The sequence below is a fragment of the Stutzerimonas stutzeri KOS6 genome, assembly GCF_000307775.2.
In the GTDB taxonomy this organism is placed as follows: Bacteria; Pseudomonadota; Gammaproteobacteria; order Pseudomonadales; family Pseudomonadaceae; genus Stutzerimonas; species Stutzerimonas stutzeri_B.
Genome location: NZ_KK020676.1, coordinates 1,171,918 through 1,197,598, shown reverse-complemented (window position 1 = coordinate 1,197,598; position 25,681 = coordinate 1,171,918). Strand labels below are relative to the sequence as shown.

Annotated in this window: 21 protein-coding genes and 5 pseudogenes; 5 read left to right on the top strand and 21 right to left on the bottom strand. The window is 57.8% G+C overall.

The features are described from left to right. Positions 1–900 (top strand): annotated as a pseudogene (locus B597_RS0223320) (DEAD/DEAH box helicase); the annotation flags it as partial. 116 nt (positions 901–1,016) lie between these two features. On the opposite strand, the gene B597_RS33690 reads toward B597_RS0223320, so the two are convergent. Further along, positions 1,017–1,718 (bottom strand): hypothetical protein, encoded by a 702-nt coding sequence (locus B597_RS33690; protein WP_003294173.1) that lies wholly within the window; start codon positions 1,716–1,718, stop codon positions 1,017–1,019. Positions 1,719–2,418: 700 nt separating this feature from the next. On the opposite strand from B597_RS33690, the gene B597_RS0223315 reads away from it, so the two are divergent. Then, the gene (locus B597_RS0223315) at positions 2,419–2,652 is read left to right on the top strand and encodes a helix-turn-helix domain-containing protein (protein WP_043100189.1); all 234 of its coding nucleotides are present in this window, start codon (positions 2,419–2,421) and stop codon (positions 2,650–2,652) included. 118 nt (positions 2,653–2,770) lie between these two features. Here B597_RS0223315 and B597_RS33685 read toward each other — a convergent pair whose 3' ends face one another. The 6 genes from B597_RS33685 to B597_RS33660 all read right to left on the bottom strand — a co-directional run bounded on the left by B597_RS33685 (position 2,771) and on the right by B597_RS33660 (position 11,080). Next, complete coding sequence (locus B597_RS33685) at positions 2,771–3,961, bottom strand: Wadjet anti-phage system protein JetD domain-containing protein (RefSeq protein ID WP_226924962.1); 1,191 nt, start codon at positions 3,959–3,961, stop codon at positions 2,771–2,773. Beyond that, on the bottom strand, positions 3,912–7,217 hold the full coding sequence (locus tag B597_RS33680) for an ATP-binding protein (RefSeq protein WP_003294177.1): 3,306 nt from the start codon (positions 7,215–7,217) through the stop codon (positions 3,912–3,914). The genes B597_RS33685 and B597_RS33680 overlap by 50 nt, the downstream gene beginning before the upstream one ends. Beyond that, complete coding sequence (locus tag B597_RS33675; protein ID WP_003294179.1) at positions 7,214–7,963, bottom strand: DUF4194 domain-containing protein; 750 nt, start codon at positions 7,961–7,963, stop codon at positions 7,214–7,216. Before B597_RS33675 ends, B597_RS33680 begins: the two co-directional genes overlap by 4 nt. Positions 7,964–7,965: 2 nt before the next feature. After that, positions 7,966–9,465, bottom strand: a complete 1,500-nt coding sequence (locus B597_RS33670) for a DUF3375 domain-containing protein (RefSeq protein ID WP_082321506.1) — start codon at positions 9,463–9,465, stop codon at positions 7,966–7,968. A 650-nt stretch (positions 9,466–10,115) separates the two neighbouring features. Then, positions 10,116–10,607: an RES family NAD+ phosphorylase gene (locus B597_RS33665; RefSeq protein WP_003294183.1), complete on the bottom strand. Its 492-nt coding sequence runs from the start codon at positions 10,605–10,607 to the stop codon at positions 10,116–10,118. Beyond that, on the bottom strand, positions 10,604–11,080 hold the full coding sequence (locus B597_RS33660) for an antitoxin Xre/MbcA/ParS toxin-binding domain-containing protein (protein WP_003294185.1): 477 nt from the start codon (positions 11,078–11,080) through the stop codon (positions 10,604–10,606). The genes B597_RS33665 and B597_RS33660 overlap by 4 nt, the downstream gene beginning before the upstream one ends. A 342-nt stretch (positions 11,081–11,422) precedes the next feature. On the opposite strand from B597_RS33660, the gene B597_RS33655 reads away from it, so the two are divergent. Then, positions 11,423–11,668 (top strand): AbrB/MazE/SpoVT family DNA-binding domain-containing protein, encoded by a 246-nt coding sequence (locus B597_RS33655; protein WP_003294186.1) that lies wholly within the window; start codon positions 11,423–11,425, stop codon positions 11,666–11,668. 825 nt (positions 11,669–12,493) lie between these two features. Here B597_RS33655 and B597_RS33650 read toward each other — a convergent pair. The 3 genes and pseudogenes from B597_RS33650 to B597_RS46970 form a co-directional block, all read right to left on the bottom strand. Beyond that, positions 12,494–12,778 carry a hypothetical protein gene (locus tag B597_RS33650; RefSeq protein WP_003294188.1) on the bottom strand — a complete coding sequence of 95 codons (285 nt, stop codon included), beginning with the start codon at positions 12,776–12,778 and terminating at the stop codon, positions 12,494–12,496. An 11-nt stretch (positions 12,779–12,789) separates the two neighbouring features. Continuing rightward, positions 12,790–13,119, bottom strand: a pseudogene (locus B597_RS46370) (tyrosine-type recombinase/integrase); the annotation flags it as partial. After that, positions 13,119–13,303: pseudogene (locus tag B597_RS46970) on the bottom strand (IS3 family transposase); the annotation flags it as partial. The pseudogenes B597_RS46970 and B597_RS46370, both read right to left, overlap by 1 nt. Before the next feature lies 1 nt (position 13,304). Here B597_RS46970 and B597_RS33645 point away from each other — a divergent pair. After that, positions 13,305–13,598 (top strand): annotated as a pseudogene (locus B597_RS33645) (integrase core domain-containing protein); the annotation flags it as partial. Between the two features lie 417 nt (positions 13,599–14,015). On the opposite strand, the gene leuD reads toward B597_RS33645, so the two are convergent. Genes leuD through B597_RS33625 form a run of 4 tightly spaced genes read right to left on the bottom strand, consistent with a single transcriptional unit; the run spans position 14,016 to position 18,072 of the window. Further along, positions 14,016–14,654 (bottom strand): 3-isopropylmalate dehydratase small subunit, encoded by a 639-nt coding sequence (gene leuD, locus B597_RS33640; RefSeq protein WP_024161943.1) that lies wholly within the window; start codon positions 14,652–14,654, stop codon positions 14,016–14,018. Next, on the bottom strand, positions 14,651–16,066 hold the full coding sequence (gene leuC, locus B597_RS33635; protein WP_024161942.1) for a 3-isopropylmalate dehydratase large subunit: 1,416 nt from the start codon (positions 16,064–16,066) through the stop codon (positions 14,651–14,653). The genes leuD and leuC overlap by 4 nt, the downstream gene beginning before the upstream one ends. Positions 16,067–16,079: 13 nt before the next feature. Continuing rightward, the gene (locus tag B597_RS33630) at positions 16,080–17,231 is read right to left on the bottom strand and encodes a CaiB/BaiF CoA transferase family protein (RefSeq protein ID WP_003294194.1); all 1,152 of its coding nucleotides are present in this window, start codon (positions 17,229–17,231) and stop codon (positions 16,080–16,082) included. A 31-nt stretch (positions 17,232–17,262) separates the two neighbouring features. Beyond that, positions 17,263–18,072, bottom strand: a complete 810-nt coding sequence (locus tag B597_RS33625) for a citryl-CoA lyase (RefSeq protein WP_003294196.1) — start codon at positions 18,070–18,072, stop codon at positions 17,263–17,265. A gap of 160 nt (positions 18,073–18,232) precedes the next feature. Here B597_RS33625 and B597_RS33620 point away from each other — a divergent pair, with 160 nt between their 5' ends. Further along, positions 18,233–19,129 (top strand): LysR substrate-binding domain-containing protein, encoded by an 897-nt coding sequence (locus B597_RS33620; RefSeq protein ID WP_024161941.1) that lies wholly within the window; start codon positions 18,233–18,235, stop codon positions 19,127–19,129. 22 nt (positions 19,130–19,151) lie between these two features. Here B597_RS33620 and B597_RS33615 read toward each other — a convergent pair whose 3' ends face one another. From B597_RS33615 to B597_RS46965, 7 genes and pseudogenes are all read right to left on the bottom strand, one after another. Then, positions 19,152–20,054 carry a SphA family protein gene (locus tag B597_RS33615; protein ID WP_082321504.1) on the bottom strand — a complete coding sequence of 301 codons (903 nt, stop codon included), beginning with the start codon at positions 20,052–20,054 and terminating at the stop codon, positions 19,152–19,154. Positions 20,055–20,141: 87 nt separating this feature from the next. Next, positions 20,142–21,341 carry a formaldehyde dehydrogenase, glutathione-independent gene (fdhA, locus tag B597_RS33610; protein WP_024161939.1) on the bottom strand — a complete coding sequence of 400 codons (1,200 nt, stop codon included), beginning with the start codon at positions 21,339–21,341 and terminating at the stop codon, positions 20,142–20,144. A gap of 40 nt (positions 21,342–21,381) precedes the next feature. Further along, positions 21,382–22,349 (bottom strand): annotated as a pseudogene (locus B597_RS33605) (PDR/VanB family oxidoreductase). A 52-nt stretch (positions 22,350–22,401) separates the two neighbouring features. Continuing rightward, on the bottom strand, positions 22,402–23,475 hold the full coding sequence (locus B597_RS33600; protein WP_024161937.1) for an aromatic ring-hydroxylating oxygenase subunit alpha: 1,074 nt from the start codon (positions 23,473–23,475) through the stop codon (positions 22,402–22,404). A 54-nt stretch (positions 23,476–23,529) separates the two neighbouring features. Next, entirely contained in the window at positions 23,530–24,147 is a 618-nt protein-coding gene (locus B597_RS33595) for a VOC family protein (RefSeq protein WP_024161936.1), read from the bottom strand. 18 nt (positions 24,148–24,165) lie between these two features. Then, positions 24,166–25,002 carry an alpha/beta fold hydrolase gene (locus B597_RS33590; RefSeq protein WP_082321502.1) on the bottom strand — a complete coding sequence of 279 codons (837 nt, stop codon included), beginning with the start codon at positions 25,000–25,002 and terminating at the stop codon, positions 24,166–24,168. A gap of 127 nt (positions 25,003–25,129) precedes the next feature. Next, positions 25,130–25,462, bottom strand: a complete 333-nt coding sequence (locus B597_RS46965) for a carboxymuconolactone decarboxylase family protein (protein WP_152028155.1) — start codon at positions 25,460–25,462, stop codon at positions 25,130–25,132. Positions 25,463–25,681 lie beyond the last annotated feature (219 nt).

The following is a 25,681-nucleotide window of genomic DNA, read 5'->3' as shown; positions in this document are numbered from 1 at the left end:
CTGCCAAGAGACCAAAAGGAATGGTTGGCAAAGCTAGCCTTCAACGGAGTACAGATATGCCTACACAATTCCATACCGGATCTCGGGGCGCTGGCACTCAATGTCTCACTGCAAGGCCCACAAGGCTGCATTGCCTGGGCTAGCGACAATACGAACCTGGCCGCACCTGGCCACACATGGGATCTAGCGGAGGCCGGTGCAAGGATCATCCGAGGCACCCCCTCCGACCTCAAGGCAGAGCGCATCTTGAATGCTGCCGATCTCATGCCGGCCCCACCCCCTGGCTTGATCAAGATCGAGATCGGCAATCAGCTGGATGGCTCGCTCGACAACTTTGCTCGTCGGTTCTGGGAGCACCTAGGTACTGAGGCCAATGGCCTGATTAATGATGCCCTCACAGGCAAGGATCCAATTACAGAGCTGGTTTACAGCGACCGTTACGTATGCAGCCCGCTAGTTGTGAATCTGCTGGTCAGCGTGATCCACGAGCTCGGACGGCTGAGTGATGCAGATTTCGCTATCCGAATCCTAGGCCGACAATATCAGCGGGAAGACAATCGCTCGCCTTGGCAGTGCCGGCATGACTGGCACTCAGCTCGCGAGCGCGATGAGGCCCTCCGCCAGGCTCTGGCGTACTGCGGCCGCGAGGGAGAGGTACTAAGCCTGCCTACCTTGCCGCACTACCGCCGGCTACAGCTTAAGCTGCGCTCCGGTAATCAACTGACCATCCAGTTTGATCAGGGGCTTTCGTATTGGGAAGCCGAGCGCAGCGAAAAGTCTTACCAGCTCAGGTTCGACTTTACATCACGCGAGCTTGGAGAAGAAATCATGGAGCGCATCAGGTGTAAAGTTTCGGCGGCTGGGGAGGAAAACACTCAGATATTCCTCTCTTCCTCTTGAGAGCGGCTCAACTGGTATGAGTATCGGAGGCAATTGCCCAAATTTCAGAACTCCGATACGCACAGTAGCGAAATAAGCCCCTGTTCAATGCAAATTTGGACAGGGTCTCTTACGATTTACGGATTACCAGCCATCTGTCGAGCGTAATGGCGATCGCTTAGGTCTTTCTTGGGGTCAGCCTTGACCCAGCGCTCAGGCCTATTGCAGTTAGTGCAGGTCAATATCTGCTTATCAGGGCTGAGGTTGTATAGGCGGCTCTCAGAGCCAACTTTGACCTTCAATCCAACATCTGAGACCTCGAACCCTGGTACTTCCTGTCCTATGCGATCCATGGATTCAAATCGGAACGACCAGCGTTTAATCTGACTTTTGCGCCAGATAGTCATGATGATCAAGGGGTCTTGTTTCGTTGTTCTCTGATAAACCCAATCGCCTTCATATGGGCCTAGTTTGGTTGCTTCTTCGTCTCGCTTGGCCTGCTCATAAATTTGCTCCTGCATCTTGAGTAGCTCGGCATTCAATGCCTCTTCATCCTTAAGGGCTTGGTCTTTCAGCATCCGCTCTACGTCATAAGGCCCTTGAGGGTCATATTTCCAAACCGCCGCGTCATTGATGCCAAGCACCTTGCAGTTGAGGCAATCGATACTCTGCTCATCTACATTTCGCGTGAGGGCCAAGCGTTCGGAACTATTAACATCATCAAGGAGAAGTTTTTTATCTTTTACTGAAACCTTCATCTTAACCAGCGGCTTGATGCGACCGTCGCTCACATCCTCTCCAAATATCTCAGCCTCATCACCGTGAACGTTGAGAACCATTACCCGCTCGCTACCGGGTATCTTATAACGATACGCGCCTGTGAAATCCTCACTGCCGCAACCAGCAAGAATAGATCCAGCAAGAGCTAATGAAACAAACCCAGAAAAGTTCCGCATAAAATCCTTTACGGCAAATCACATAATCAATGACGTACGACTAGACTGACGACTGTGGAAAATCTAATCAGCCGCATTGCCCTGCTATTAATCGAATCTTAATGCTGTAGTCCATATGGCGTTCAGTTTCATGTAGATCCTTTGGCTTAAAGTCTCGTCGAGAAAAATTAACAATCTCCAAATCAGTGAACCCATACTCCTGCATTCTTTCCAACGTGCACGAACAGAGCGCAGGTGAGGATCCGTGCGCCTTGGAAGCAGCCTCGCATCTTTTAACAAGTTGCTGAACTCCAGTTTCGCCAGCGGAGGCTCCAGACTGCAAAGACAGTGCAAATGACACGAAAGCAGCCATACCAATAATCCTCATATACTTTTAACATCCTTCTATTTAACTGCTTATTTATCGGAAATTAATCGTTTGCACTGAATTACAGCCGATTACGAAGACGGCATGTAGGAAGGCAGCCCTGCAATTCGCTGGGGTGACGCCATGCCATGAGATCACGTTCTACCAAATTCACAATATACTGTGAAGACCAGAGATGACGCCGCCCAGATAGTCCTCCCTTTTGGGGAGTCATCTGTGGAAGTCGGATTGGCGTTCGGAAAGGTCCTGCGCAGACGGCGTGTCGAAGCAGGATTCACCCAGGAGCAATTGGCCCATGAGGCGGAATTGCAGCGTAACTACGTCAGCCTGATGGAACGGGGCATCAACCAGCCAACGATCACCACCTTGATCAAGCTAGCTACACCCCTAGGCTGCACCGCAGCCGAGATCGTCGACGAGGTGGAAAGGCTCGTTGCAGACCATCGCTGAAAACCGGCCGCCTAAAGTGATCAACGTTGGAATTTTCAGAGAAGGAATATCTGAAGACTGTGGTTTAAGGGTAGGCGGTCTCTGGATTACAGGGCTATTGAGCCCACCGCCAGCCGCTCTATACAGGGATCTTTCGAGCCCACTGCTCGATAGCGCGCTCAACTTGTTCCTTTGGCAGGTACTCCTGCTCAAGACGTCCTCGTTCTTGCACCAGCAGATACCGATAGAAGTCCGCTTCGTCAGCCAGCAAACCAGGCGGTGCCGAATCCAGAGCTTTGGTCGGCTCAACGACTGCGCTCACCGGTGAGTGCTGTTCAAACAGCTCTTGCTCCATCAATAGTGCTTCGACTGCTGGTTGATGGAGTCTCGCTCGCGCCAGCATCAGCAAGCCCCAGGTATCCATATCGCCCCAGTATGCGATCTGTTTCCCGGCCAGGTGCGCGGACGCTAGCCACTGCAAATCGAGTCCTGAGCCCAGCACAGCCAGGGTGTCTGGTAAGTTCTCAGGCAGCAAGTGAATGCATTGCTCATTTTCCACCACGAGCAATCGCGAACCGGGAAGTGGGGTTTCGGCCAGTTCCGCAGTGGTGAGTCTGAGCCGCTTGAAGGGCAACAGCTCAGGCTGAAGGGGAACGACCAGAACCCAGTGGCTGCTTTCTTCAAAGGCATCCAGAAAAGTCGTCAGGCCTTGCTCGGACGCCGCGCCTTCGAAACGCTCGTCGAGGAGCCGGGTCAGCAAGCTGGCGTTACGCTCGAAAAACTTGGTGTCTACGCCGTGCTCGGCAAGCAGGCGCAGTGGACGGCCTCGGGCACAGCCTAGCGACAAGCGGGTGGCGAGTTGCGCCGTGGCGACGACTTCTTCAGGGGGCTTCGTCAACCATAAGCCCCGTTGTGCTACCAGCAGCGCATGAAAGGCACTGTCTACCTGCTCAACCAGATACTCGAGTTGAGCGTATTCCCGGCTGACCGCTGGATCATTGGTCGCGGCAATCCATTCGGAAGGGCTATGCAAGTGCCAGCGCATCGGCAAGGAAATGGGGGACAGCCCTGCTCGGTAGCTGACGGGCTCCCAGTCGACTGTACCCACGTTCACGCTCCGCCAGTTCTCCACATGCCGGAGTACCGCCTGGATGTTGTCAGTGAATAGACGTGCCGAAGGCTTGCCGATGTTGAGGCTTTGCGGCCAGCTAGCGGGATTGAGCAAGCGTTCCAAGCGTACGCTGGAGCGCTGCCATTGTCTGGCCAGGCTGCGACTGATGTCAGTGGGCGACTTCATGCATGGCCTTGATGCGCTGTTGATGATGCTCATCCAAAGCTTCCCAGCTCAGGGAAACCAGACTGGATTCCACGCCGCGCCGATGAACGACGACTGCCGAACGCGTATGGTGGCGCAGCAGGCGCATTTCCTTGTTGGGCGTGATGAAGACAGCGTGCAGGCCGAATTCCCTCAGCGCTGCGATGATCCGACCGGCAACCGCATGGGAGCTGCGCGAGAACGCCTCGTCGAGCACGATCGTGCCGAACAACGGCCGGCTGCTGCCGTCGGGACAGAGCGCATAACTGAGGGAAGCGGTCAGCACATAGGAGGCGATGATCTCTTTCTCGCCACCACTACCCCCCTGAGAACCTGTTCGGGTTTCGATGACACTCCTGCTTTCGCGATCAATCACCGAGACCGCGAACTCCAGGCGGAAGCGCGGATCCAGCAGCGCCTTGGCGCCCTGATTCCTGCTGTGCTCGCAAGCATCCTTGAGCAGGCCAACGAGCGCCTGCAATGCCTTGTAGTGGCTCTCGCCTTCATCATCGATGAAACGCGCCGAGTTCAGTTGACGCTGAGCCTGTTGCAAGGTGCGAAGGCTTTCATGAATGACCTTTTTCGCGACCAAGCGCAGATAGCGTCCGGGCTGAAAGTCGACACGCTGCATCGTACTGTTCAGGTCATCCAGGCGCTCCTCAATCATCGAGACTTCATGGTCGATATAGCTGAGCAACTGGGTGACGCCATCATCCGAGGAACGATTGAGGTATTCCAGAAAGCGCTTGAGTTTCTCGGGCAGGGCTTCCTCGGTCAGCACGCGAAGACGTTCCAGATACCTGGGTACGTCCACCAGTTCTCGCCCGACCTCCGCAAGCGCCCCGGTGTCCACCTTCAGAGCGTCGGACATACGTTTGGCTAGCTCTGTTTTCTGATCGCCGAGTTTATCGCCGAGCGCTTTGAGCTGCCCTTGCAGCTCATGCGTATGCTTGCGCTCCAGCTCGACAATATCGCCGAGGTCATCAGCACTCAGGGTCGGGAAGTGCGCTAGCGCCAACTCACGTTGCGTATCGCTCAGCCCCTTTTCGGCGCCGCGATAAGCCTTACGAGTAGCGGATGCGGCCTGCTCGAACTGAATTTTCAACTGACCGCACTGCTCGATAAGTTGTTGCCTCTGTCGATCCAGAGAGTCCAGCAATGCCTCAGCTTCATCCAGCTCAGCCTTGATAAGGGCGAGGTCAGAGTCGGGACGTGTCAGGGTGTCCAGCTGAGCACGCAGCGACTCCAGCTGACGCTCGGCGCCCGGCAGATCAATCTCCTCGAACTGCAGTTCTTCGACGCGCTGCAGCAGCGAAGCTTGATCCTCCAACTTGCGGACATCGCCCTGGGCAGCATCCAAGGCCAGCTTGGCAGGCGCGAGCTGTTCATTGACCTCGCGAATTTGTTCAGTCAGGAAGGCCAGACGGTCGAGGTTATCGAAGCCGGTCAGCCAGTCTTCATCGAGGCGCTTCTGGTCCTGCTTGTCGAAGAAGCGTTCTTTACCCGACATCAGCCCCTGAGCCGTCATGGCGTGCGGGGTATGACGCAATTGCTCCGTGCTCTCCACGCAATGTCGGTCGTTGTCCGCCAGTAGCGCCTTTACCGCTTCGCGGTACGGATGCTCCTTGAAGGTCAGCTTGCGGGTATAACCATCGTCGAAGAACACAGGGCGCGACGACGGTTCCTTGACCTCCAACAAGCGCACATGCAAGCGGTTGTGTCGTTGGTTCACCCAACGCAGTGCAGCCTCGGACGCGCCCTGCGGCACCAGGATACGCAGCCGGTGACTGCCGATTGCCCGCTCGATGGCGCCCCGCCAGGCCAACTCCTCGGGCTTGACCTGCACCAGTTCGGCGACGAAAGGCAGGGCCGATTCATCGACGTCAAGTGCCTGCGCCAGATCCCCTCGAAAAGTATGAAAATGCCCGGGCAGGTTCGAGCCTGGCCGTCGCTCAACCTCGGCACGTTCCTGCTGCAAGCTCTGCAGACGGCCATTGAGTTCTTTCTGGACGATGCCGGCATCGAACGCCTTTTGCCGTGCCTCGGTAATTTGCTCGGCCAGTATTTCCAGGCGTGCCGCGATCTGCTGCTGATTTTCCTCGAGCGCAGCGGCCGATAACTCATCCACGAGTCCAAGCCCTTTGGCCAAGCGTTGATACTGTTCGGCTTTCAAGCGCCGTTTATCACACTCACGAAGCCAATCCGCGATGCGCGCGCGTAACAGATCGATCTCCGCGCCACCTACACGCAGATAGCTCTGGCGATGTTGATCAACCACGCCCTTCTGGATCTCAAGCTGACTCCTGCATTGCTCCTGATCGAGTTCGGCCTGCTTGTGCTCCGTCTCCAGCCTGTTGGTTTCAGCCAACCACAGGCGATACCCCTGCTCGGCGAACCAGACTGGGAGGATGCCTTCGAGAGCTTGTTTATCCTGCAGCTGTTCTTGCAAGGCCCTATAACGCTCCCAGCCTTCGGCGACCGGTTGCAATGAGCGCTGCTGCTTTCTAGCTGTTTCCAGCTCTCGGTGGATGTCAGTTAGATCATCGAAGCTGCTGGCGACCTCGGCAGCCCGCCCGAAAGCGGAGCGGTCATCGAGCACCAACTCGCGAAAGATCTCATCGATGCTATTGAGCTGTTTCAGGCCGGCAGCGCGGTTGAGCAAGGTGAAGGCGTTTTCACCGACTTCGAAGTAATCCCTGAGCCTGGCCAGGAAGGCTTTTTTGCTGGGATACGGCCAGATACCCGTCCCATCCTTCTCCATCTGACGCAGCGCCCGCATGCCACCTGCGTGATGCTGGCTCAGCCAATGCTCCAGCGTCTGCTCAGTGGACTCGCTTAACAGCCACAGTTTCTTCAGATCGGACGCCGAGGAGCTGGTGCCCTCGAACCAGAGCACAGCGCCCAGTCGAACCTGCGTGCCATCACGCTCGAGCGTGGCTGCAATAGCGGTGACCGTCTTACCCTGGCGCGCGATATGAGATTGCTCTACACCTCCGTCCCCGGGGCCGGTAACCCCGCGCACATAGGACACCAGATCACGGTCGCTTTCATGCCCACCTGTGGAAGCTAGGTTGTAGCGCGGGTTGGCGCACAGCAAGGTCATCAGAGCATCCACCAGCGTCGTTTTACCGCTACCCGTTGGGCCGATCACGGCGGTGCCTGAGGGATCGATCTCGGCACGGTGATAGCCCTGAAAGCCGCCCCAGTTATAGAGTTCGATGCTGCTGAGAATGAAGGTCTCGCTGTCACGCCAGAGCAGTGCTTGCTTCACGCCTCGTCCTCCTCAGCAGCGGCAGCCGGGGTAGTCGCGCCCTCCACCTGCTCGCGCAGCCAAACCACCAGTGCCTGCAGGTTCTCCGGGTTGGCCAAGTGGGTAATGATGGGGCGGATGATGACGCGATCATGAGCGTCCAGAGCCGACACCAAACCATGCCCCTTGAGCTGATCCAGCAGCGTGATGACGCGATTGCGCTCCTTCGCCTCACTGCCCAGCTCGCCCAGGTAAACCTGCAATTGCGGAATCAGCTCATCAACAGCTACCAGTGCCTGAGTGGCACCCGTACCGCTTTCCTGTTCGTAGGCGATGAAATGCTGGCGCAGAATGGCGATCAGCAGGGACTGCTCCAGGTTCAGCCTTTGCCTGCGCACAAGGGGGTGCGACCAGTCATCCTGCTCGGCCCCCTCGCCCTGACGAACGGTGACGAACACCAGCCCGCGAACCTCGTCGACCCCCATGGCCAGGTCGAGGGGTTCCAGGATTGTGTCGACCGCCTCGATATTGGCAAGCGCCGAGCGATACAGATTGGGCTTGTGACTTTCTTCCAGCAGCCCGTACTTGAGCATTTCCTGTACGGCCTCACGTACCCGTTGCGGCGTCCGGCGCTCATCGACCTGAACAGCGGCGCTCATAAGAGGCTGTTCATCATCCATGCCGTCATCCAACGCTATGGGCTCCACCGTCAGCTCCGTTTCGTCGGTGCCAGAGGCACCTGCAATTCGATCGAAGATCCCTGCCATGCTCACAACTCCCAATCGATGTCTTTGAGTGCCTCGTGGTCGAGTCCGACATAAGGCAGATTGAAGCACCAGCGTTGCTCATCCTCGTCAACTAACTCCACGAGCTGACGCTCCTCTTTCAGCACCTCAATACCTGCCTCGCGTGCCATCGCCAACCAGAGCGCAAAGGTTTCCAGGTCGTGAGCAGGTGGAAGCAAAGACGCAAGCTCCCCGAGACTCACAGGGCGCCCCTGCTCCGCCAGCACAGCCAGGGTGTCCTGAATCAGCGTTTCACGATCCAGCCCGTCGAAGGCATCCCAGAAGTCATCATCAATCTGCTCCAACCCCGCAGGCTTCAAACTCAGATCCAGCTCGCCCGTATCATCGTCATCCAGAGTCTTGAAGCGCAGACGCTCGATTGCCGGGACACCGGTAATGGCTACGCCAACCGGCGGTAAACGAACAGGCTTACGGCGCTCTGACTGACGTTGCCAGTCGACGCTGAGCGCTAGATTGAAGAAGTCGTTAAGTAACTGTCCGACTCGATGATGCTCGGCGGCCAACCCCGTCTTCATGAAGCCGCGAACATCACGCTCGCTTCGGGCGCGCGCCTGGAGCACAGCCTGCGACTCCCGAACCAGGCGTAACGCCAACCAACGCAGCTCACGCTGCTGGGGACGATTCAGAGCCTTTGGAACCGCTGGATGACGAAGGATGGTGCGCAAGCGCTCACGCATGGCCTCCAGCTCAGCGGACTGCCTCAGTTGCTGCTGGAAGCTTTCAAAGACACGCCCTTCCGGCGTGTTGAGTAGGGCATCTTGCCCGTCCAACAACCGATCGACGATTTCTCCACGGTGAGACTGCTCGCTGATGATGGAGTGTCGAAGGGCGCGATCCGCCTCGCGCCAAGAGTCTTCAACTCGTCGAAAGTCCGCGCGTAGGCTGGTGGCCAGGTTATACACCTCGCGTATGCCCTCTATCGCCTGCGCTTCATCCAGCACGATGACGTGGCCAGCTTCTACCTGCGCTAGCTCGTGCTCCAAATCCTGGATTCGGCGGCGCAGGCTGGCAATACGGCCAGTTGGGCTGGGGTTCAGACCCGTTTCCAGGTTTTCGATCTCGCGCTGAACCACCGAAAGGCGAGATGCCGTGGAGGTCATGATCCGACTATCCAACGAATCGACGAACTGGATGGCGGACTCCAACGCGTCGGTTGCATAGATACGGCCCTCTCGCTCTACGACGAGGCGCCGCTTGATCCATTCACGAAGTTCACGACCTGCTTGGAGATGCGTTGCATCCGGGTCGATTTCGTAAAGCTCCTGGCTGGCATAAGCAGCCAGCATTTCGGACAGCGCTTGCAGCGCATCCTCCATGGGAATCCCATCGTGCGCCCGCTCGAACAGCGTGCGCAGGCAGCCCAATACGAGCGGAGCACGCCGTGAGGCGAGCAAAAGCCACGCAGGGTGCTGGCTGCGGGCGGATACATAGCGTTCTGAACGCTGTTGCGCGCTTTCTTCCATGACGGCCACATTGACAAAAGTTGTCTGAGAGCGAGCTTACCAAGCTAACCCGCTGCCTCATGATACGTATTTGTCCTGGTGGGTGGGCTCCGTTTAATGGTCCGCAGGGGCGGTGTCATTTGAATAGAGCGAGTGAAAGGCCAGGCCAGTCGAGGTTTAACGATTTATTCCGGGGGCGCACGCTGGGTATTGGCGATTTGGTGGAGGGTTCTGTCGTCACGAGGGTGTATTTGGCTAGTTCGGCGAAGGTGTCCCAGTGAGCACTTGTGGCGGCTCAGTGGTTTTTGCAGGACTGCCACCGACATTCTGCGGTAATCGAGTGCAGCCACGGTGGCTACAGAGCGAAGTCTCGATGACCTATCAGTGAGCTGCTGGTGGATTAGCTGAGTGCGGCATGGGGATAGTGAATTTCCCCGGTGGTATTCCGTCGTTTCCTACTCAAAAAGAGCGGCGTCAGTTTAAAGGCCCAAGTGAGCTTTCACTGGCTTGGTTGCTGTGCCGTAGGCTGGGGCGTTGTAAATCAGGGGGGACAGGTAGGGCCTGTTGTTCTGGCCGGTACACGTCCTGGTGCTACGGCTACGTGAAGAGCTGTCAAGCAATCTAAAGGCATTCACCTGAAAGACACTGCTGGCTCAGCCAGCGCAAGCCACTCAGACCTTAACGAGACGCGTATCCAGGCCGAAGCGCTCTTGGCTGATCATTCGATACCTGCCCTCGGCCAGCTCGCGACTGACAAGCAAGTTCCAAGAGTGGCGAGTGACGGCGGATGGGATGAGTACGAACGGATGCTCGGCCAGCAGGGCGTCTGCAAACTTCTGCTGGTTAGGTGAAGCGGATGCACTCGTCAGCCAGATAGGATTGGGAACATCTTCAGGCTGTACGACCTTGATAAGGCTTTGATCGAGCACTTCGAAGCATGTGAGCACATGCGCAACCGTATCCAACGCATCGAAGCCGACATGCACCGCCACCTCCAGGATGGCGGTTGAGGGATCTGCCGATGCGTACACAACGTTTCGCCCCGGAGCGTTCCAGCGGCCACCCAGCTTGTGGGCACCAATGCCACTGTCCCAGGTGTCCTTGTAGAGCTCACGGTCGAGGCGCCATGCGTACCATGAGCCAGACCAGGGAAATGGGTTCACTGATAGACCCCGTACTCGATGCGCTCCAGATAGTCCTCGACTGCCTGAAAACCCACTGGGTTGTCGATAACGTCCAGCGGCACGTCACCGTCCAGATACTTGCAAGGGCGCCCTAGCCATTCTTCGGCCAGCTTTTGAGTGCCGAATACATTGATCGCGTGCTCCAGCACCTTCGCGTACTGAAATGCCACGGCGCTCTGTTGGGAGTTGAGGTGTGCTGGTTGCTTGCTGCCCTGGCGCTGAATCGTCCTGATGGACTTGCCCACAATGCGACTCATGATCTTCTTCGTCGAATACAGATCAGAAATCGCAAGCATGTCTTGCACGTCTTTCAGGTCGAAGCCTTTGACCGTGAGCCTGTAGACCATGACCGGACTGAGCTGGTCAGAGTCACTTTGGAAAAGGTATTCCGTTGGCCTACGGGCGGCGGGTGCTGCCTTGCGGGTGCGAGTGCGAGTGTCGGCGGAAACCATAGAGCATTCCTCCAGATGCGACATATGGCATTATTGTAGCGTCATTTGGCGCATCATGCAGCGGGTAAGTGCCTGGCATCTGGTATCGCTCTGTTCGTGGTCTGAATCGATTGAGCGCATTCCTGACGCCCCATTCCGGGTGCTCGTTCCCGACTTGCGCAGTTGAGCTGCTCGGGTGAGTTTTCGTCCACCGGCAGCAATGGCTGGGTAGACGCGTTCGTTACCTCTCCCTGAGCCTGCCCGCTCTTTGCTATGCTGCCGGCCTGCGCCGCGGGACTTAGTTGGCAGCGTGCCACTGCCTCCCCCTGCGGACATCTCATCCAACCGTCTTCTGGAGCCGCGATGAAACATCACGTTGTGATCGAAGACTGGGACGGCGATGGCGCCATTCGCCTGCCTGACGACGTTCTACAGGAAATGGGCGTCGACGTTGGGGACACGCTCTACCTCCTTGAGGAATACGTGGGTACGACCCGCTGTCTGGTGCTCAGTAAGTCACCGCGCATTCCTGATCGCGTTGATGAACTGGTTGGCCACTGGGAGTCGTTTGGCGAAATCTCTGCCGAGATAAACGCCAAGGACGAGTGAGCTAACTGCTGCACTAACCCCGACGCATCTTGCACGGCTTTGGCCCCTGCGAGAGTAGAGTCTTCCACCAGAAAAGCATCGCTAACTTTAGGGCTTGCGCACTCCTGAGTTGCCTATATGTAAAGCAACAGCCGAGGGCAACAGAACAGGTTTGTGTGGACGCGGGAAAGCCCAAAGCGGCAGGTGTTACTTGATCGTGTTAATGCCCACTGCGACCTTGACCATGCTGGGCTAAGTCGCTGCCCGTAGGCCACCAGCCGCTTGTAGAAACTCAGGTTCGGTGAGAAGACGGCAGGACGAGCTAGGGGCTGGCTAGGTGTCAAAAAGCGCTGGGCCCCATTTCTTTTTTGTGCCCTAGATAACCACCCTTAGATATCGCTAAGAGCTATAAACTGCAGGCAGTTAGATAAGGCCAAAGCTTTGCGGGACGGCACTTAGAGGCATTTTTGAACGCTTGCCACCAACCAAGATTCCTGTACCGCATTACCCTCCGAAGGCAAGGGTCGTGGGTTCGAATCCCGCCAGGTGCGCCATATCCTCTTGATTCAATGGCCTTTTTCTAAGGCTTCGCCGCTTCCGCTGCTGAATCGGCGCCCTCCAGCAAAATTCCCTTGATGCCAGCTCTCAGGCTGCGATGAGCACTGCCCTCAGTGTCATCTAGCCGCGGCTTTTCAGGCTGTGCCAATTCTGTGCCCAAAGCGTGCCGCACGGTGAGATGGCATGCCGGTTACTTCGCAGAGATTGAGTATTAGCCACAATCAGGCACAACTCCCAACCCATCTGAAAGCACCTAAGCAGAAGGGGCCTTTCGGCCCCTTCGTTACTTTAGTTGTTGAGCATGCTCTCCAGCTTTTCGATCAGGAAGTCCAGCGGGCTGCGCCCCTCCAACCGTTTCTCGAAGACCTCATTACGGTGATAGGCGACCCAGGTATCGAGAGCCTGACGGTTATTCTTCTCGTAGCCGGAGCCAAGGATGCAGACCAGCTCATTGCCGTTGGGGCTCTCGAGGTAGTGGCTCATGGCAGAAGCTAAATGCTTCAAGTACTGGTGTTCACGAGCTTCCATCGCCGGATGCAGGTGCGTGACGTTGCTGCGCTTGATCAATTTCATGTGAGTACTCCTCAGGCCTTCAAATTGGCTTGGATCAGATTGTCGAAGGCGCTTCCGTCACGTCGGGTCAAGTTAGGCACGTAGCGCGAGTAGACGCGGAACAGCATCTCTGTAGTTGTGTGGCCCATCTGCCGGGCAATCCACTCCGGGTTTTCGCCTGCAGCCAGCCAAAGGGTCGCAGCCGTATGGCGGGTCTGGTAAGGGCGTCGCTGGCGCAGCCCCAGATGACGCAGCAGCGGAAACCAAACCCTGTTGTTGATGTTGCGGTACGAAAAAGGCGTACCTTCCCGAGAACAGAAGACGAACTGACCACTCCCTGTCTTCTTCTGCTGATCGAGCAGTAATAGCTAATATCTCGCTGAGCCTCCTTGGCTGTCATGTAACCGTTCGATGGAATCCACTCTGACTTCAGGCTGCGGAATAACCGCTCCATCGGCGAGTTATCCCAGCAGCTACCTCGACGGCTCATGCTTGTTCCATCCGATATCGCCACAACCGCTGCCTAAACAGGCGGCTGACGTACTGGTATGCCTCGATTCGCTACACCGAGCGGTTGGCCGAGGCCGGAGTCGAGCCCTCGGTCGGCAGCAAGGGCGACAGCTACGACAACGCCTTGGCTGAGACCATCAACGGGCTATACAAAGCCGAGCTGATTTACCGGCAGTCATGGAAGAGCCGAGAGGCTGTCGAGATGGCGAGCTTGAAATGGGTGCACTGGTACAACCACCAGCGGTTGCTGAGCTCAATCGGCTATATCCTGCCTGCGGAGGCTGAGGCAAACTTCTACCAGCAACAAGCAGGTCAGGCTATGGCGGCCTGACTTAAACGAAATGGCCTCCATAAAACCCGGGGCGATTCATACCGCAAAAGCCCAAAACTTCTATCCGCTCTATATCGAATTCTGGACTTTGGTTCGTTGGCCAAAGAACGAACCGCCGCCGACATCCTCCCTTCTCTATACCTACAACCGAAGCAGTTATAGCCCTCGGATAGCGGATCATTATAAAGCGAATTAAACAAAGTGGACTCTGGCTCATGAACACTCCTTGCGGTGGAAATCACCCCTTAAGTCAGTGTTCGCTCAGCCCAAGACAGACCACATAACTGGTTGTATTTCGGGCTATCAGGCTAGGCCTTCCTACTTAGAAGCTACTTGAGTCCGCATGGACCGAGAAGTCCATCACCTAATTGCGGACAGAAAAAGCGCGCGCTCACGCTCGGTCGGCGGACTTAGGACCTATACAAAAAGCCAGGGAAATCGCTCTTGCCGCTGCCTCTCGAAGCTTTCGATATGTAGCCTCTGTTGCAAGGAAACTGTGATTTCATCCTGGCCTTGTAATAATCGATTTTTATCTGCCAAAGAGATCGAAAAAGGTAGCGGAGCTTCGTCTTCTGTCCGTATGGCTTGCTCTTCCAAGCGTATCTCAAGGCGGTAGCCCGGCTTTGCTCTCACGGCAGCGACCAATTGAGCTATCTGTGCTCCCTCCAGCTGGATGGGCACAAGCCCATTCCTAATGCAATTGGTTCGGAATATATCCGCGAAGGTCTCGGCCACGATTGCTCTGAAGCCGTGCTCCATCAAGCCCCAGACTGCATGTTCTCGAGATGATCCACAGCCAAAGTTGCGCCTACTAAGCAAGACCGAGGCCATTTCATAACGAGGCTTATTCAATTCGAATTCAGGATTCAATGCTCTCCGGGAACAGTCCATTCCGAATACACCAGGCTCCAGATACCTCCACTCATCGAAGACATGAACTCCGTAGCCAGAGCGGCTAATGGACTTCATGAATTGCTTGGGCAGTATGGCGTCGGTGTCCACATCGTTGCAGTCGAGCAACGCAACGATTCCCGAGTGAATATTTATCGGTCTCATTGCTGGAAATCTCGTACATCGACCAACCGCCCGCTGAGTGCGGCGGCTGCAGCCATGGCCGGGCTCAGCAGATGGCTTCGCCCCCCCGAGCCCTGGCGACCTTCGAAGTTTCGGTTGGACGTCGAGGCACAGCGTTCGCCGGGAGCAAGGCGGTCGTCGTTCATACCAAGGCACATCGAACAGCCGGGGTTACGCCATTCGAAGCCCGCCTGCTTGAAGACCGCATCCAGCCCCTCCGCCTCGGCCTGACGCTTGACCGCACCGGAGCCAGGAACCACCAGTGCAAGGCGCAGATTGTCAGCAATCCGCTTGCCCTCGAGGATTCGCGCGGCGATGCGCAGGTCCTCGATGCGGGAGTTAGTGCAGGAGCCTATGAAAACCTTGTCGAGAGCGATGTCCTTGATCGGTGTGCCTGCGGCGAGTCCCATATAGCGAAGTGCCCGCTCCAGGCTCTGGCGCCTGATTGGATCGGCTTCGCTAGCCGGCTCCGGTATGCAACCGTCCACGGTGGTGGACATGTCTGGCGAGGTTCCCCACGTAACCATTGGCTGCAGCGATGTCGCATCGATAGTCACCTCTGCATCGTAGCGAGCGCCCGGATCGCTGTGCAGGGTGCGCCAGTAGGCTACAGCCTGTTCCCAGTTTCGGCCTTTTGGCGAAAGGGGACGGCCCTGCAAATAACCGACGGTGGTGTCGTCTACCGCAATCAGCCCGGCCCGGGCGCCTGCCTCGATGGCCATATTGCACAGAGTCATGCGACCCTCCATCGATAGGCAGCGGACGGCAGAGCCGGAGAATTCGATGACGTGGCGAGCGGCCCCGGCACTGCCGAGGCGAGCAATGACCGCCAATGCCATGTCCTTGGCATAAACTCCGGGCGGCAGCTCACCGTCGATGCGCACCAGCATATTCTTCGAGCGACGGGTCGAGATTGTCTGGGTGGCTAGGACGTGTTCCACCTCGGAAGTACCGATGCCGAATGCCAACGCGGCGAACGCCCCATGGGTCGAGGTATGGGAGTCGCCACAGACGATGGTCATGCCCGGTTGTGTAGCGCCCAGCTCGGGACCGATCACGTGCACGATGCCCTGACCCGGATCCCGGTAGGGATACCAGGCCAATGCGCCCGTTTCCTCGATGTTGCGCTCCAAGGTTTGTATCTGAACACGCGCGAGGTCATCAATGATTCCTTCGTTCCGCTCATCCGTGGGAACGTTGTGGTCGGCCGTGGCGATGATACTGTCCTTGCGCCATGCCTCGCGCCCCGCGCCACGTAGCCCCTCGAATGCCTGCGGACTTGTCACTTCATTGATGAGGTGGCGATCGACGTAGAGCAGAACTTGCTCGTCGTTACCCTGGTGCACGACGTGGCTGCTCCACAATTTGTCATAAAGCGTCTGGGCAGTTGCCATGACATTCTCCTTGTCAGGCCGACTGCTTGCTACGGGTGCGCAGCGTCTTGCGTAATACCTCGTCGTATTCGCCGAGTAGCGGCGGGGCGGTTACGTCCAGGGATCGCTGTCGATCGAAACTGACCGGGGAGCGTACCGTGCGCCATTCGCCGCCCTCGGGATGTACCGTGCTGATTTCCAACTGGAGATGCCTGGCCTGCGGGTCTTCCAGTGCTTCGCCGCTATCGTACATTGGCGCATGGGGAACATCCTCCCGCTCGAGGCGGCGGCACCATTCACTCCGATCATGACGCGCGAAGCGCTCTCCAAGCAGATCGATCAACTGCTCCTGGTTACCGATACGTTCTTCGCGACTGGCGAAACGCGGGTCTTGGAACAGGTCCGGCCATTCGATGGCATTGGCCAATCCTTGCCAAAACTTTTCCGGCGAGGACATGTGCAACGCTATCCACTTGCCGTCGGAACACTTAAGTACGTACGATTGTGAAACGCTCGGCCTGCTGTAGGGGGTCATGATTTCGCCTTCCGAGAAGTAGTGCGTGAAGGCGTCCAGATTGAAATGGCACATTGATTCCAGCATCGACACTTCCACCAGCCGCCCCCTACCGGTTTGGTTGCGCTCGTACAGCGCGCCGAGGATGCCGTAGGCAGCGTAGAAACCAGTCAGGGCATCGGCTAGCGCCGGACCGACTACCCGGGGATTGGCCGGGTTGATCAGCAGGTTCAGGAAGCCACTGGCCGCCTGGGCGACAGTGTCATAGGCGGGCCGCGTGGCAGCGGGCCCATCTTGCCCGAAGCCGCTGATGGCGCAATATATCAGCCTGGGGTTGAGTGCGCGCAGGCGTTCTTCTCCGGCACCCAGGCGCTCGGCCGCACCGGGGCGGAAATTCTGGATGTAAACGTCGGCGTCTTGTACGAGTTGATCGAACAGTTCGCGGTCAGCGGGATCCTTCGTGTTCAGCGTCGCACTGCGCTTGTTACGGTTGTAGGTCTGGAAGTGGGGGCTGTAAAGGCCTCCCTTGAACGCCCGGAACGGATCGCCATTGCCCGGCTGTTCGATCTTGATGACCTCTGCGCCGAGGTCGGCGAGCAGCATGCTGGCGTTGGGGCCGGTAATGAAGGTTCCTTGCTCAATGACGCGGACACCGGCGAGAACTTTGGCCATGATATTTACTCCTGCGATAAGGCGTGGCGGGTCAAGCGTCAGGTTTGAAGCCGCTGGGCGTATTGCCCACGTATTCCACTTCGCGGCTGGCCTGGTAGGAGAGCGCGAACCCGATGGGCTGGTTCATCTCTTCGAACAGGTGGGCGATCAGACCGGCGCTGCGGGCCAGGATCGGAATGCCGCGCAGGGCGCGCAGGGGATAGCCTGCACCGAGGAGAACGGCAGGAATGGCCGCCGAGACGTTCAGGCGCAAGTCCTTCTTCATCACGCCGGGAATAACGCGTTCGACCGCCTCGGCAATCTCGATGTATTGCTGGCCGGCCCCTGCCTGTTTCGAAACTTCGAATAGAGAAGCCACGCGAGGGTCGCGTTCCTTATGCAAGGGATGGCCATAACCAGGTATCGGCTGTCTGGCGGCGCGATACTCACCAATGACGGCCAAGGCAGCCTCGTCCAGCGACTCGCTCTGGCTCTCCTGCCTGGTTTTGATTCGCTCGAACAGATGACCCGCCTGCTCTGCCGCGCCGAGGATCACCGAGCCACATCCCAGGAGGCCTGCCGCAACTGCGCCCTGCAAGGCTTCTGGAGAGGCGGCATAGGTCATGCGCGCCGCCTGAACGCTTGGCACCAGCCCGTGCTCGGTAATGGCGACCAATGCCGCATCCAGGACGGCAAGTGTTTCTGGTCGTGCCCGCTCACCGGTCAGCAATAGATAAAAATATTCGGTGAAGGTGAGCTTGCCGATCAGGTCCCGGCATAGATCAAGTCCGCGAACGACGATCGTTTCCTGGTTCGATGTACAGATTGCCGTACGTGGAATCGTTTCCTTGCCAATTTTCATATTCTTGTCTCGCCCAATGGAAATACCGCAAGAGAAAGTGTCACGACTTTAAAGAGCGACCCAGCGGGTTCTGCTCTGTGTAGGCAGACTAGGGGGTGGCGCAGCTGGTTAAAAGTGATAAATTTCCATAAAAATAATCGATGGCATCAATGGAGCAGCAATGGAGCTTCGTCACTTGCGCTATTTCGCAGCGTTAGCCGAGACACTGAATTTCACGCGTGCAGCTGAGAAGTGCCACGTTACCCAGTCGACCCTGTCGCACCAGATCAAGCAGCTGGAGGACGGAGTTGGTACGCGTCTGTTCGATCGAGTCGGCAAGCGGGTGGTCATTACCGAGGTCGGTGATGCATTGCTGAGCCGAATTCTGCCTGCCCTTCAGCAGATCGATAGCGCCATGGGCGCACTGCATGAGGCGCCCGAATCCTTGCAAGGGCAAGTCCGCATAGGCGCGACCCACAGTTTCAACACGCGACTGGTACCCCAGTGCATCGCCAGCTTCCTGGACCGTTATCCGGCTCTGAAAGTGATGGTGGAAGAACTGTCCCAGGAGCGTATCGTCGAGCGGCTGAAATCGGGGGATCTGGATTTGGGTATCGCCTATCGTCCTTTGGAAGGACACGACCTCTGGTTCGAGCCGCTCTACAACGAAGAGCTCGTGCTGGTAGTCGCTAACAGGCATCCGCTTGCCACACGCAAAAGAGTGCGCATGGTGGAGTTGCATAACCTACGCATGACGCTTTTGCCGCCGGTCTTTTCCACGCGACAGTTGCTCGATGAGTATTTCCGTTCGGTAGGTGCCGAACCACAGGTGGTGGTGGAGCTGAACGCCATCACACCGATGATCGAGCTTATTCGACAGACGGAGCTGGCCGGTATCGTCGGTGAGACGGCCATCGCCGATACCGATGGCCTGAGTGTCGTTCCGCTGGAAAATCCTACACCGATCCGTACGCCTGGCCTGCTTTGGCTGCGCGGAGGAATCGGTGCTTCTGGTAGTCGAGAATTCGCCAAGGTAGTACGGCGAATCCTCGAACGACAGGAGACACGATCCGACTGAGGTCCGCCCTCCACCCTGACCTTTACAGGGGGAAGGTGAACTGCAGCCAGAAGCGGTCGCCTTCGGAGCGATTCTTCGAGGCGAATTCCCGCTGATACTTGACGACTGCCGCGACTCCCGGGCTGAACGTATAGCGCACTTGAGGACCCAGCGCGGCTCCTTGGACTCTGTACCCATCGAGATAGGTATCGCCGGATAGTTCGTCATCTGACATCTGCTTGAAGTAGAAGCCCTGCAGGCCCACCTGGACTTTGTCGGTGATGGAGTAGGCGAGCAACTGTTCGTAGTGCAGGGTCCAGCCGGATCGGTAATCGGTGTCGTCGTTCTTGCTGTTGATGGCGGCCGACAAGGTCCCGCCAATCTCGACCCTTGGGCTAGGAAGCCAAGTCCAGCCGTAGTTTGGCTGCCAGGAATAATAGTTGACCGCGGCATTGGCGGCCCGACCGGAGTCGTATGATCCGCTGGGAATATCCAGATCCAAAGGCGCGATCTGCTGGAAGAACGTCTTGCTGTCGTTATGGGTTCCTATGATCAGAGGCTTCAGGCTGATGTTGCCCACGGCGGTGGTGGTGCTTTTCTGGCCGGCAATCTCGATTGATGCGTCCACCACGGGCAAAACGAAGCCGGATACCAGATGAGTATTGCCCCAGGTCCGCGTCCAGCCTCGATCCAGGCGCAAAGCATTCACGAAGATATTCGCCTCCACATCGAAGCCTACTTTATCGCCGGCGCTATCGTTCAAACGATCGGCACTGTAGAAGAGCGTGTAGTTGTAGAGTCTGGTTTCACCGGGTTGGGTGGCTACCCCGTTCAACACGGTATTCACGCCGATGGGCCAGGAAATATTGCCGTTTTCTGCCGCTTGCCCGTTGGACCAGGCGAGCAAGCCTAGAAGCAAGGCGGTAGTGTGTTTGGTTTTTGTCATTGTTATAGACCTATGGTTGCTTTTTCGAGACAAGCCGACCCCCGCTCGCAAAAGGCGAGTCAAGCGGAAGTCGGAGGAAGGAAGCGTTTAGACGCTGAACAGGCGGTGCGGGTCGATGACGAATTTCTTCGGCACGCCGGTGTCGAACTCACCATAGCCTTGCGGTGCTTGATCGAGACCGATCACCTGAACGCCGACGACCTCGGCGATATTGATCCTGTCCCACAGGATCGCTTGCATCAGCTGACGGTTGTATTTCATCACCGGGGTCTGGCCGGTATGAAAGCTGTGGGATTTGGCCCAGCCGAGACCGAAGCGGATGCTCAGACTGCCGATCTTCGCCGCGGCATCCACCGCGCCCGGATCCTCGGTGACGTACAAGCCGGGGATGCCGATCCTGCCGGCCACACGGGTGACTTGCATCAGCGAGTTGAGGACCGTCGCGGGTGCTTCGCTCCGGGCACCTTCGTGGCCATGGCCGCGGGCCTCGAAGCCCACGGCGTCAACCGCGCAGTCGACTTCCGGCTCGCCCAGCAGACTGGCGATCTGCTCGTGCAGCGGGGTGTCCTGCGACAGGTCGGCGATCTCGAAGCCCTGCGCTTTCGCATGCTGCAGGCGCACCGGGTTGACGTCGCCGACGACCACCACTGCCGCGCCTAGCAGACGTGCCGAGGCGGCGGCCGCCAGGCCGACAGGGCCGGCGCCTGCCACGTATACGGTGCTACCTGGGCCGACGCCGGCCGTGACTGCGCCATGGAAGCCGGTGGGCAGGATATCCGACAGACAGGTCAGGTCGCGTATCTTCTCCATCGCCCGGTCGCGATCGGGCAATTTGAGCAGGTTGAAGTCGGCATAGGGCACCAGCACGTATTCGGCCTGGCCGCCGGTCCAGTCCCCCATGTCGACGTAGCCGTAGGCACCACCTGCGCGAGCTGGGTTGACGGTGAGGCAGACACCGGTATGCATTTCCTTGCAGGAGCGGCAGCGGCCACAGGCGACGTTGAAGGGGACCGATACCATGTCGCCGATCTGCAGATGCTCCACGTCACGTCCCTTCTCGATTACCTCGCCGGTGATCTCGTGGCCGAGCACCAGGCCGACCTGGGCGGTGGTGCGGCCGCGCACCATGTGTTGATCGGAGCCGCAGATATTCGTGGAGACGACCTTGAGGATGACTCCGTGATCGATCTTCTTGCCGCGCGGGTCCTGCATTTTCGGATAGTCGATTGCCCGTACTTCTACCTTGCCGGCGCCTAGGTAAACGACACCACGATTTCCGGTTTGCATTTGGCTGTTCCTTTTATCGTTGTTTTACTCGAGCTGTCTTTCAAATATCCAGCACCAGCAGGGGGAGCGCGCCCGTGAACAGCAGATGGCGATCTGATCGTTTGCCGTCTGTTCCGCCGTCGTCAGAAAGAAATCCCTGTGGTCCGCTTCGCCTTCCAGCAGGCGAGTCAGACAGGTGCCACAGACGCCCTGTTCGCAAGACAGCTCGAAGGCGACGTCGTGCTGAGCCAAAACCTGGGCGATGGTCATGTCTGCAGGGACCTCCAAGGTCTTGCCACTGCGCTGCAAACGGATCTGGAACGCATCTTCCGGCGAAGCGGAGGGTTGCGATTGGGCTGCGAAGAACTCTCGATGCAACTGGGCTTCCGCAAAACCGGCCTCTCGGGCGCTATCGAGCACATGATCAATGAAGCCAGCCGGGCCGCAGACATACAGGTGGGCATGAGGGTCGGCCCTTGTCAGCAGTGCCTTGATATCGAAGCGAGGCGTTTCGGGGCGATCGTTGAAATACAGGTGTACCCGGTCACGGTAGGGCGCGTCCTGGATCCTTCGGTAGAATGCGCAGCGCTCCTGGCTACGGACGCAGTAATGCATTTCGAACGCGCCATGCGACTGGGTCAGGGACTCGGCCATGCACATAAGCGGTGTCACGCCGATGCCGCCAGCGATGAGCAGTGTCCGCTCGGCCGTGGGCTCAAGGGAAAAATGATTACGTGGTGCGCTGATCCGGATGAGTTGGCCAGCCTCGACCTTTTCATGCAGCGAAACGGAGCCACCGCGGGAGCGCTCGTCACGCAATACGGCGATCTGATAGCGGAACCGTTCGAGCGGGTTGTTGCACAGAGAGTACTGGCGCACCAGGCCAGGCTCGATCTCTATATCGATATGGGCGCCGGCGCTGAAGGCGGGCAATTCGGTTCCTTCCACGGCCACCAGATCCAGGCTGACCACATCCAGTGCCTCGGTATGCTTGGTTGCGACCTTTACGGTCATCCAGGCGTTGGTCATGTTCTCATCTCCGAAGGACGCTGAGCCTCGGTACACCGGGGCCCGGCGGCTGTCATGCCATTACGTTCGCCACGGGAATCTGCTCCGAACGAATCAGCGCTTCCATGCTGCGGCGCACCTTGACCGAGGTTACGTCACCCTTGGCGAGAAAGTCCTTGAACTGCCGGTCGCCACTCTTCTGCAGCATCGTCTCCAAGGCTTCCACGGCGTCGACATCTTGCTGCAGCACGGCGGCGAACGCGCTATTGATAACTTCAGTGATGCGCGAATCCTCAATGCCGAAGTTGCGCGAATAGGCGATGAAATAATGGGTTTCATACGGCGTGGCAGGCGTGACAGCATGATGCACGCGGTAGGAACCCAGTTCCCGGCCCTCTTCGCCCTCCTGTTTGCCATGGGCGAGGAAGACTTCCGCCGCCAGATGCAGGCAAGGCAGGAAAAATTCCATGGACATAAGCCGATCAATCGGCTTGTGATAGTCGAGAATGTCCGCGAAGAAGCCGGTGGGGGACTGGTTGTACATGGCTCGCTCATCACGGAACCACATGCCTTCACCTTGTACTTCGAACTCGGTCGCCGCGACATCTTCCACACCGATGATGCCCGGATGCAGAAAGGTCAGGTGGGACAGGTCGCAGAGATTCTCGTGCATCAACTGATGGCGCGCTTTGAGTAGATGAGTTGCCGCCGCGACGGCATGCCAACCTGGGGCAGTCAGCTTGAGCATGTCGTGATCCGGGATCAGAGACTCATCGGCCAGGGCTGGATCGCCCATCCAGATCCAGAACCAGTTCCAGCGCTCGACCACCGGGTAGGACGCGATCTTGCAGGAGGCAGGAATGACCGACTGTGTGGGAATTCGAGTACAGGCGCCTCCGGCGTCGAAGGTGAAGCCATGGTAGCTGCATTCGAGCTTGTCACCGACCACGTTCCCCTTGACCAGAGGGTATTGGCGGTGAGGGCAGCGCCCGTGAAGCGCAACGATCTGGCCGCTTTCCTTGCGGTAGAAAACTACGGGTTCGTTCAGCAGCCAGCGCTCCATCGGAACGCGTGTGACCTCGTTGCTCCAGCCTGCCACATACCACTGGTTCCGGGCGGCCCACAGTCCTTCTGCATAGGGATACATATGCTTTCCTCATCGATGCGGTTTGTTGTTGTATATGAGTTCTGCGGCGTTCGTTTAAGCCGGCACCCACCCTTTTCCGCGGTGGGTGTTGTTGGATAACAAGTCTTCTTCCTGCAGCCATCTGGCAAGCGTTTCGTGGGCAGTTTCACTCGCTTGATTCATGAGTTCGTCGGTCTCGGGAACTAAAGTGGTAAGTTCCACCTGCATGCCGTTCGGATCATGGAAATAAATGGAGTAGCAATAGCCGTGATCGGTCTCGAAGGCTGGAATCCCCGCCTGGGCCAAACGGTCCTTGAAATAAAGAACCGTGTCCTTTCCTTCGACAGTGAGGGCAATGTGATGAGCGAAAGGATTGACGTCGACGAACTTGTTGACTGACTGCTCAAGGCTGGCGGTGTCCGACTTGAACTGGAAGAAGGCGAGGCAACTGCCATCCGAGAGTTCGAAAAATGTATGTACGTAATTGTCGGGCTTCCCTGTAACCGGATTGATGCGTTCGACCCAGGTGCCCACCAGAGGCATACCGAGGATATCCTCGTAGAAGTGCCGAGTCGCCTCCATATCCTTGGCCATGTAGGCATGGTGGTGCAGCTGCCCGACACGATTGCCCTGCCGACGCACAGCGACTTTGTCGCTCTTGTTGGTCGAGTTGGCCTGCGCTTGAGTATTCATTTCGTTGTCCTCTTGTTGTTAACCGACGTGAACGGGCTGATGGTCGTCATGATGAGTGACATGTGCATCGGCCTCTGCAAGACTTCGAACGATCCAATTTCGCATGGCGGCGTTCACCACACAGGGCTGCTCCATAGGGAGCATATGCCCGCAATCACTGATGATCTGCAGCTGGCAGTCTGGAATGAGCGCTGCCATTTCCCGATGTGCCGCAACGGGTCTTAGCGCATCCTCGGCACCAGCCAGTACAAGAGTGGGGACCCGGATTGAGGACAGCTGCGTGGAGGAATCGGGACGGCTCGCCCCAGCTTCGATATGCGCTTCGAGTTGCTCGGGCGAATGGTCGGCAATCATCTGCAGGATTTCATTCGCCAGGGAACGATCAGGCAGACGCGAGGCGGCAATGAGCCGAGGCAGCCATGCCTGGGCCATGGCCGGCATACCGTCTGCATATGCGATCTGCAGCAGTTGGTGCCGGCTGGCGAGCTCCTGCATGCCCTGCTGCCCGGCGGGACAGGGCTTGCACTCGGTACCCATCAGACACAGCCCCCGGACGCGCTCCGGAGCGAGCCTAAGCATCTCCATCGCTACACGACCGCCCATGGAGTGGCCGGCAAGAAGGAACCGCTGGGGGGACTGCCGAAGCACGGCGACAGCCATTTCCGTTACCGAACGTTCCGGGCCATAGACGGCGACACACGGTTCCACCAAGTCGCTAAGGGCTTCGGCCTGTGCAGCCCAGACGCGATGGTTACAGATCATTCCAGGCAGCAGCAGCAATATCGGCTTCGGTTCGATCGGACAAACGCCTTCGCTCCGAACACAGGGTGATACAGATGAATGCCCATTCTTCATGGTGCGCTCCCCGTCTTATTCTGGGTGATATTGGTGGCGCTCTGAGAGCAAAGATAAGCCTGCTTGGAGATGTTTAAAAATGATTATGTTCCATAAAAATCATCGACACTGTCACTTGTTTCTGAGCCTAGCTACCTTCAGCATTTCGCCAGGCGCTATGGGTCCAGGCGAACCCTTGGAGCTGAGTCACCCGCCGAGCAAATGTCGTAACCGCGTCTCGACTGCCGCGGTGCGCCAGCTCGATGGCGGAATCGTCAAGGCCTGCCTTGTGGCCGTATAGGGGTGTTGCGGCGAGGCAGTAGTCGCAACCGTTTCCCTCCGAAGTCGCCACCGCAACGGTCTCGCGTTGGGGCGCACTGAGGGAGTTTTTGCCAAGCGCCTGGGAAAGGGCAAGGTACCGCCCAGCGCAGCAGGCAAGACCTGCCACAGCAGGTGCCAGCGTATTCGCCGACACCTTCATCGCTGCGAGGTGCTGGTCGGGCCGATCCGGCGCAGCCGTTCGGCGGCATCGAGGGGCTTCTGCGCGCGGCGGGGATTACCCGCAGGGCATTCAGCACAGCCCCGCTGGCGCCGAGATGTAAGGGATTGCAGCCGGATGACCGTGACGGCAAAGGCGGCACAGAGCGCAGCCCGAAAACCCGGCGGCGCGGCAGGCGGACTCACTAAGAACAAGCTAAGG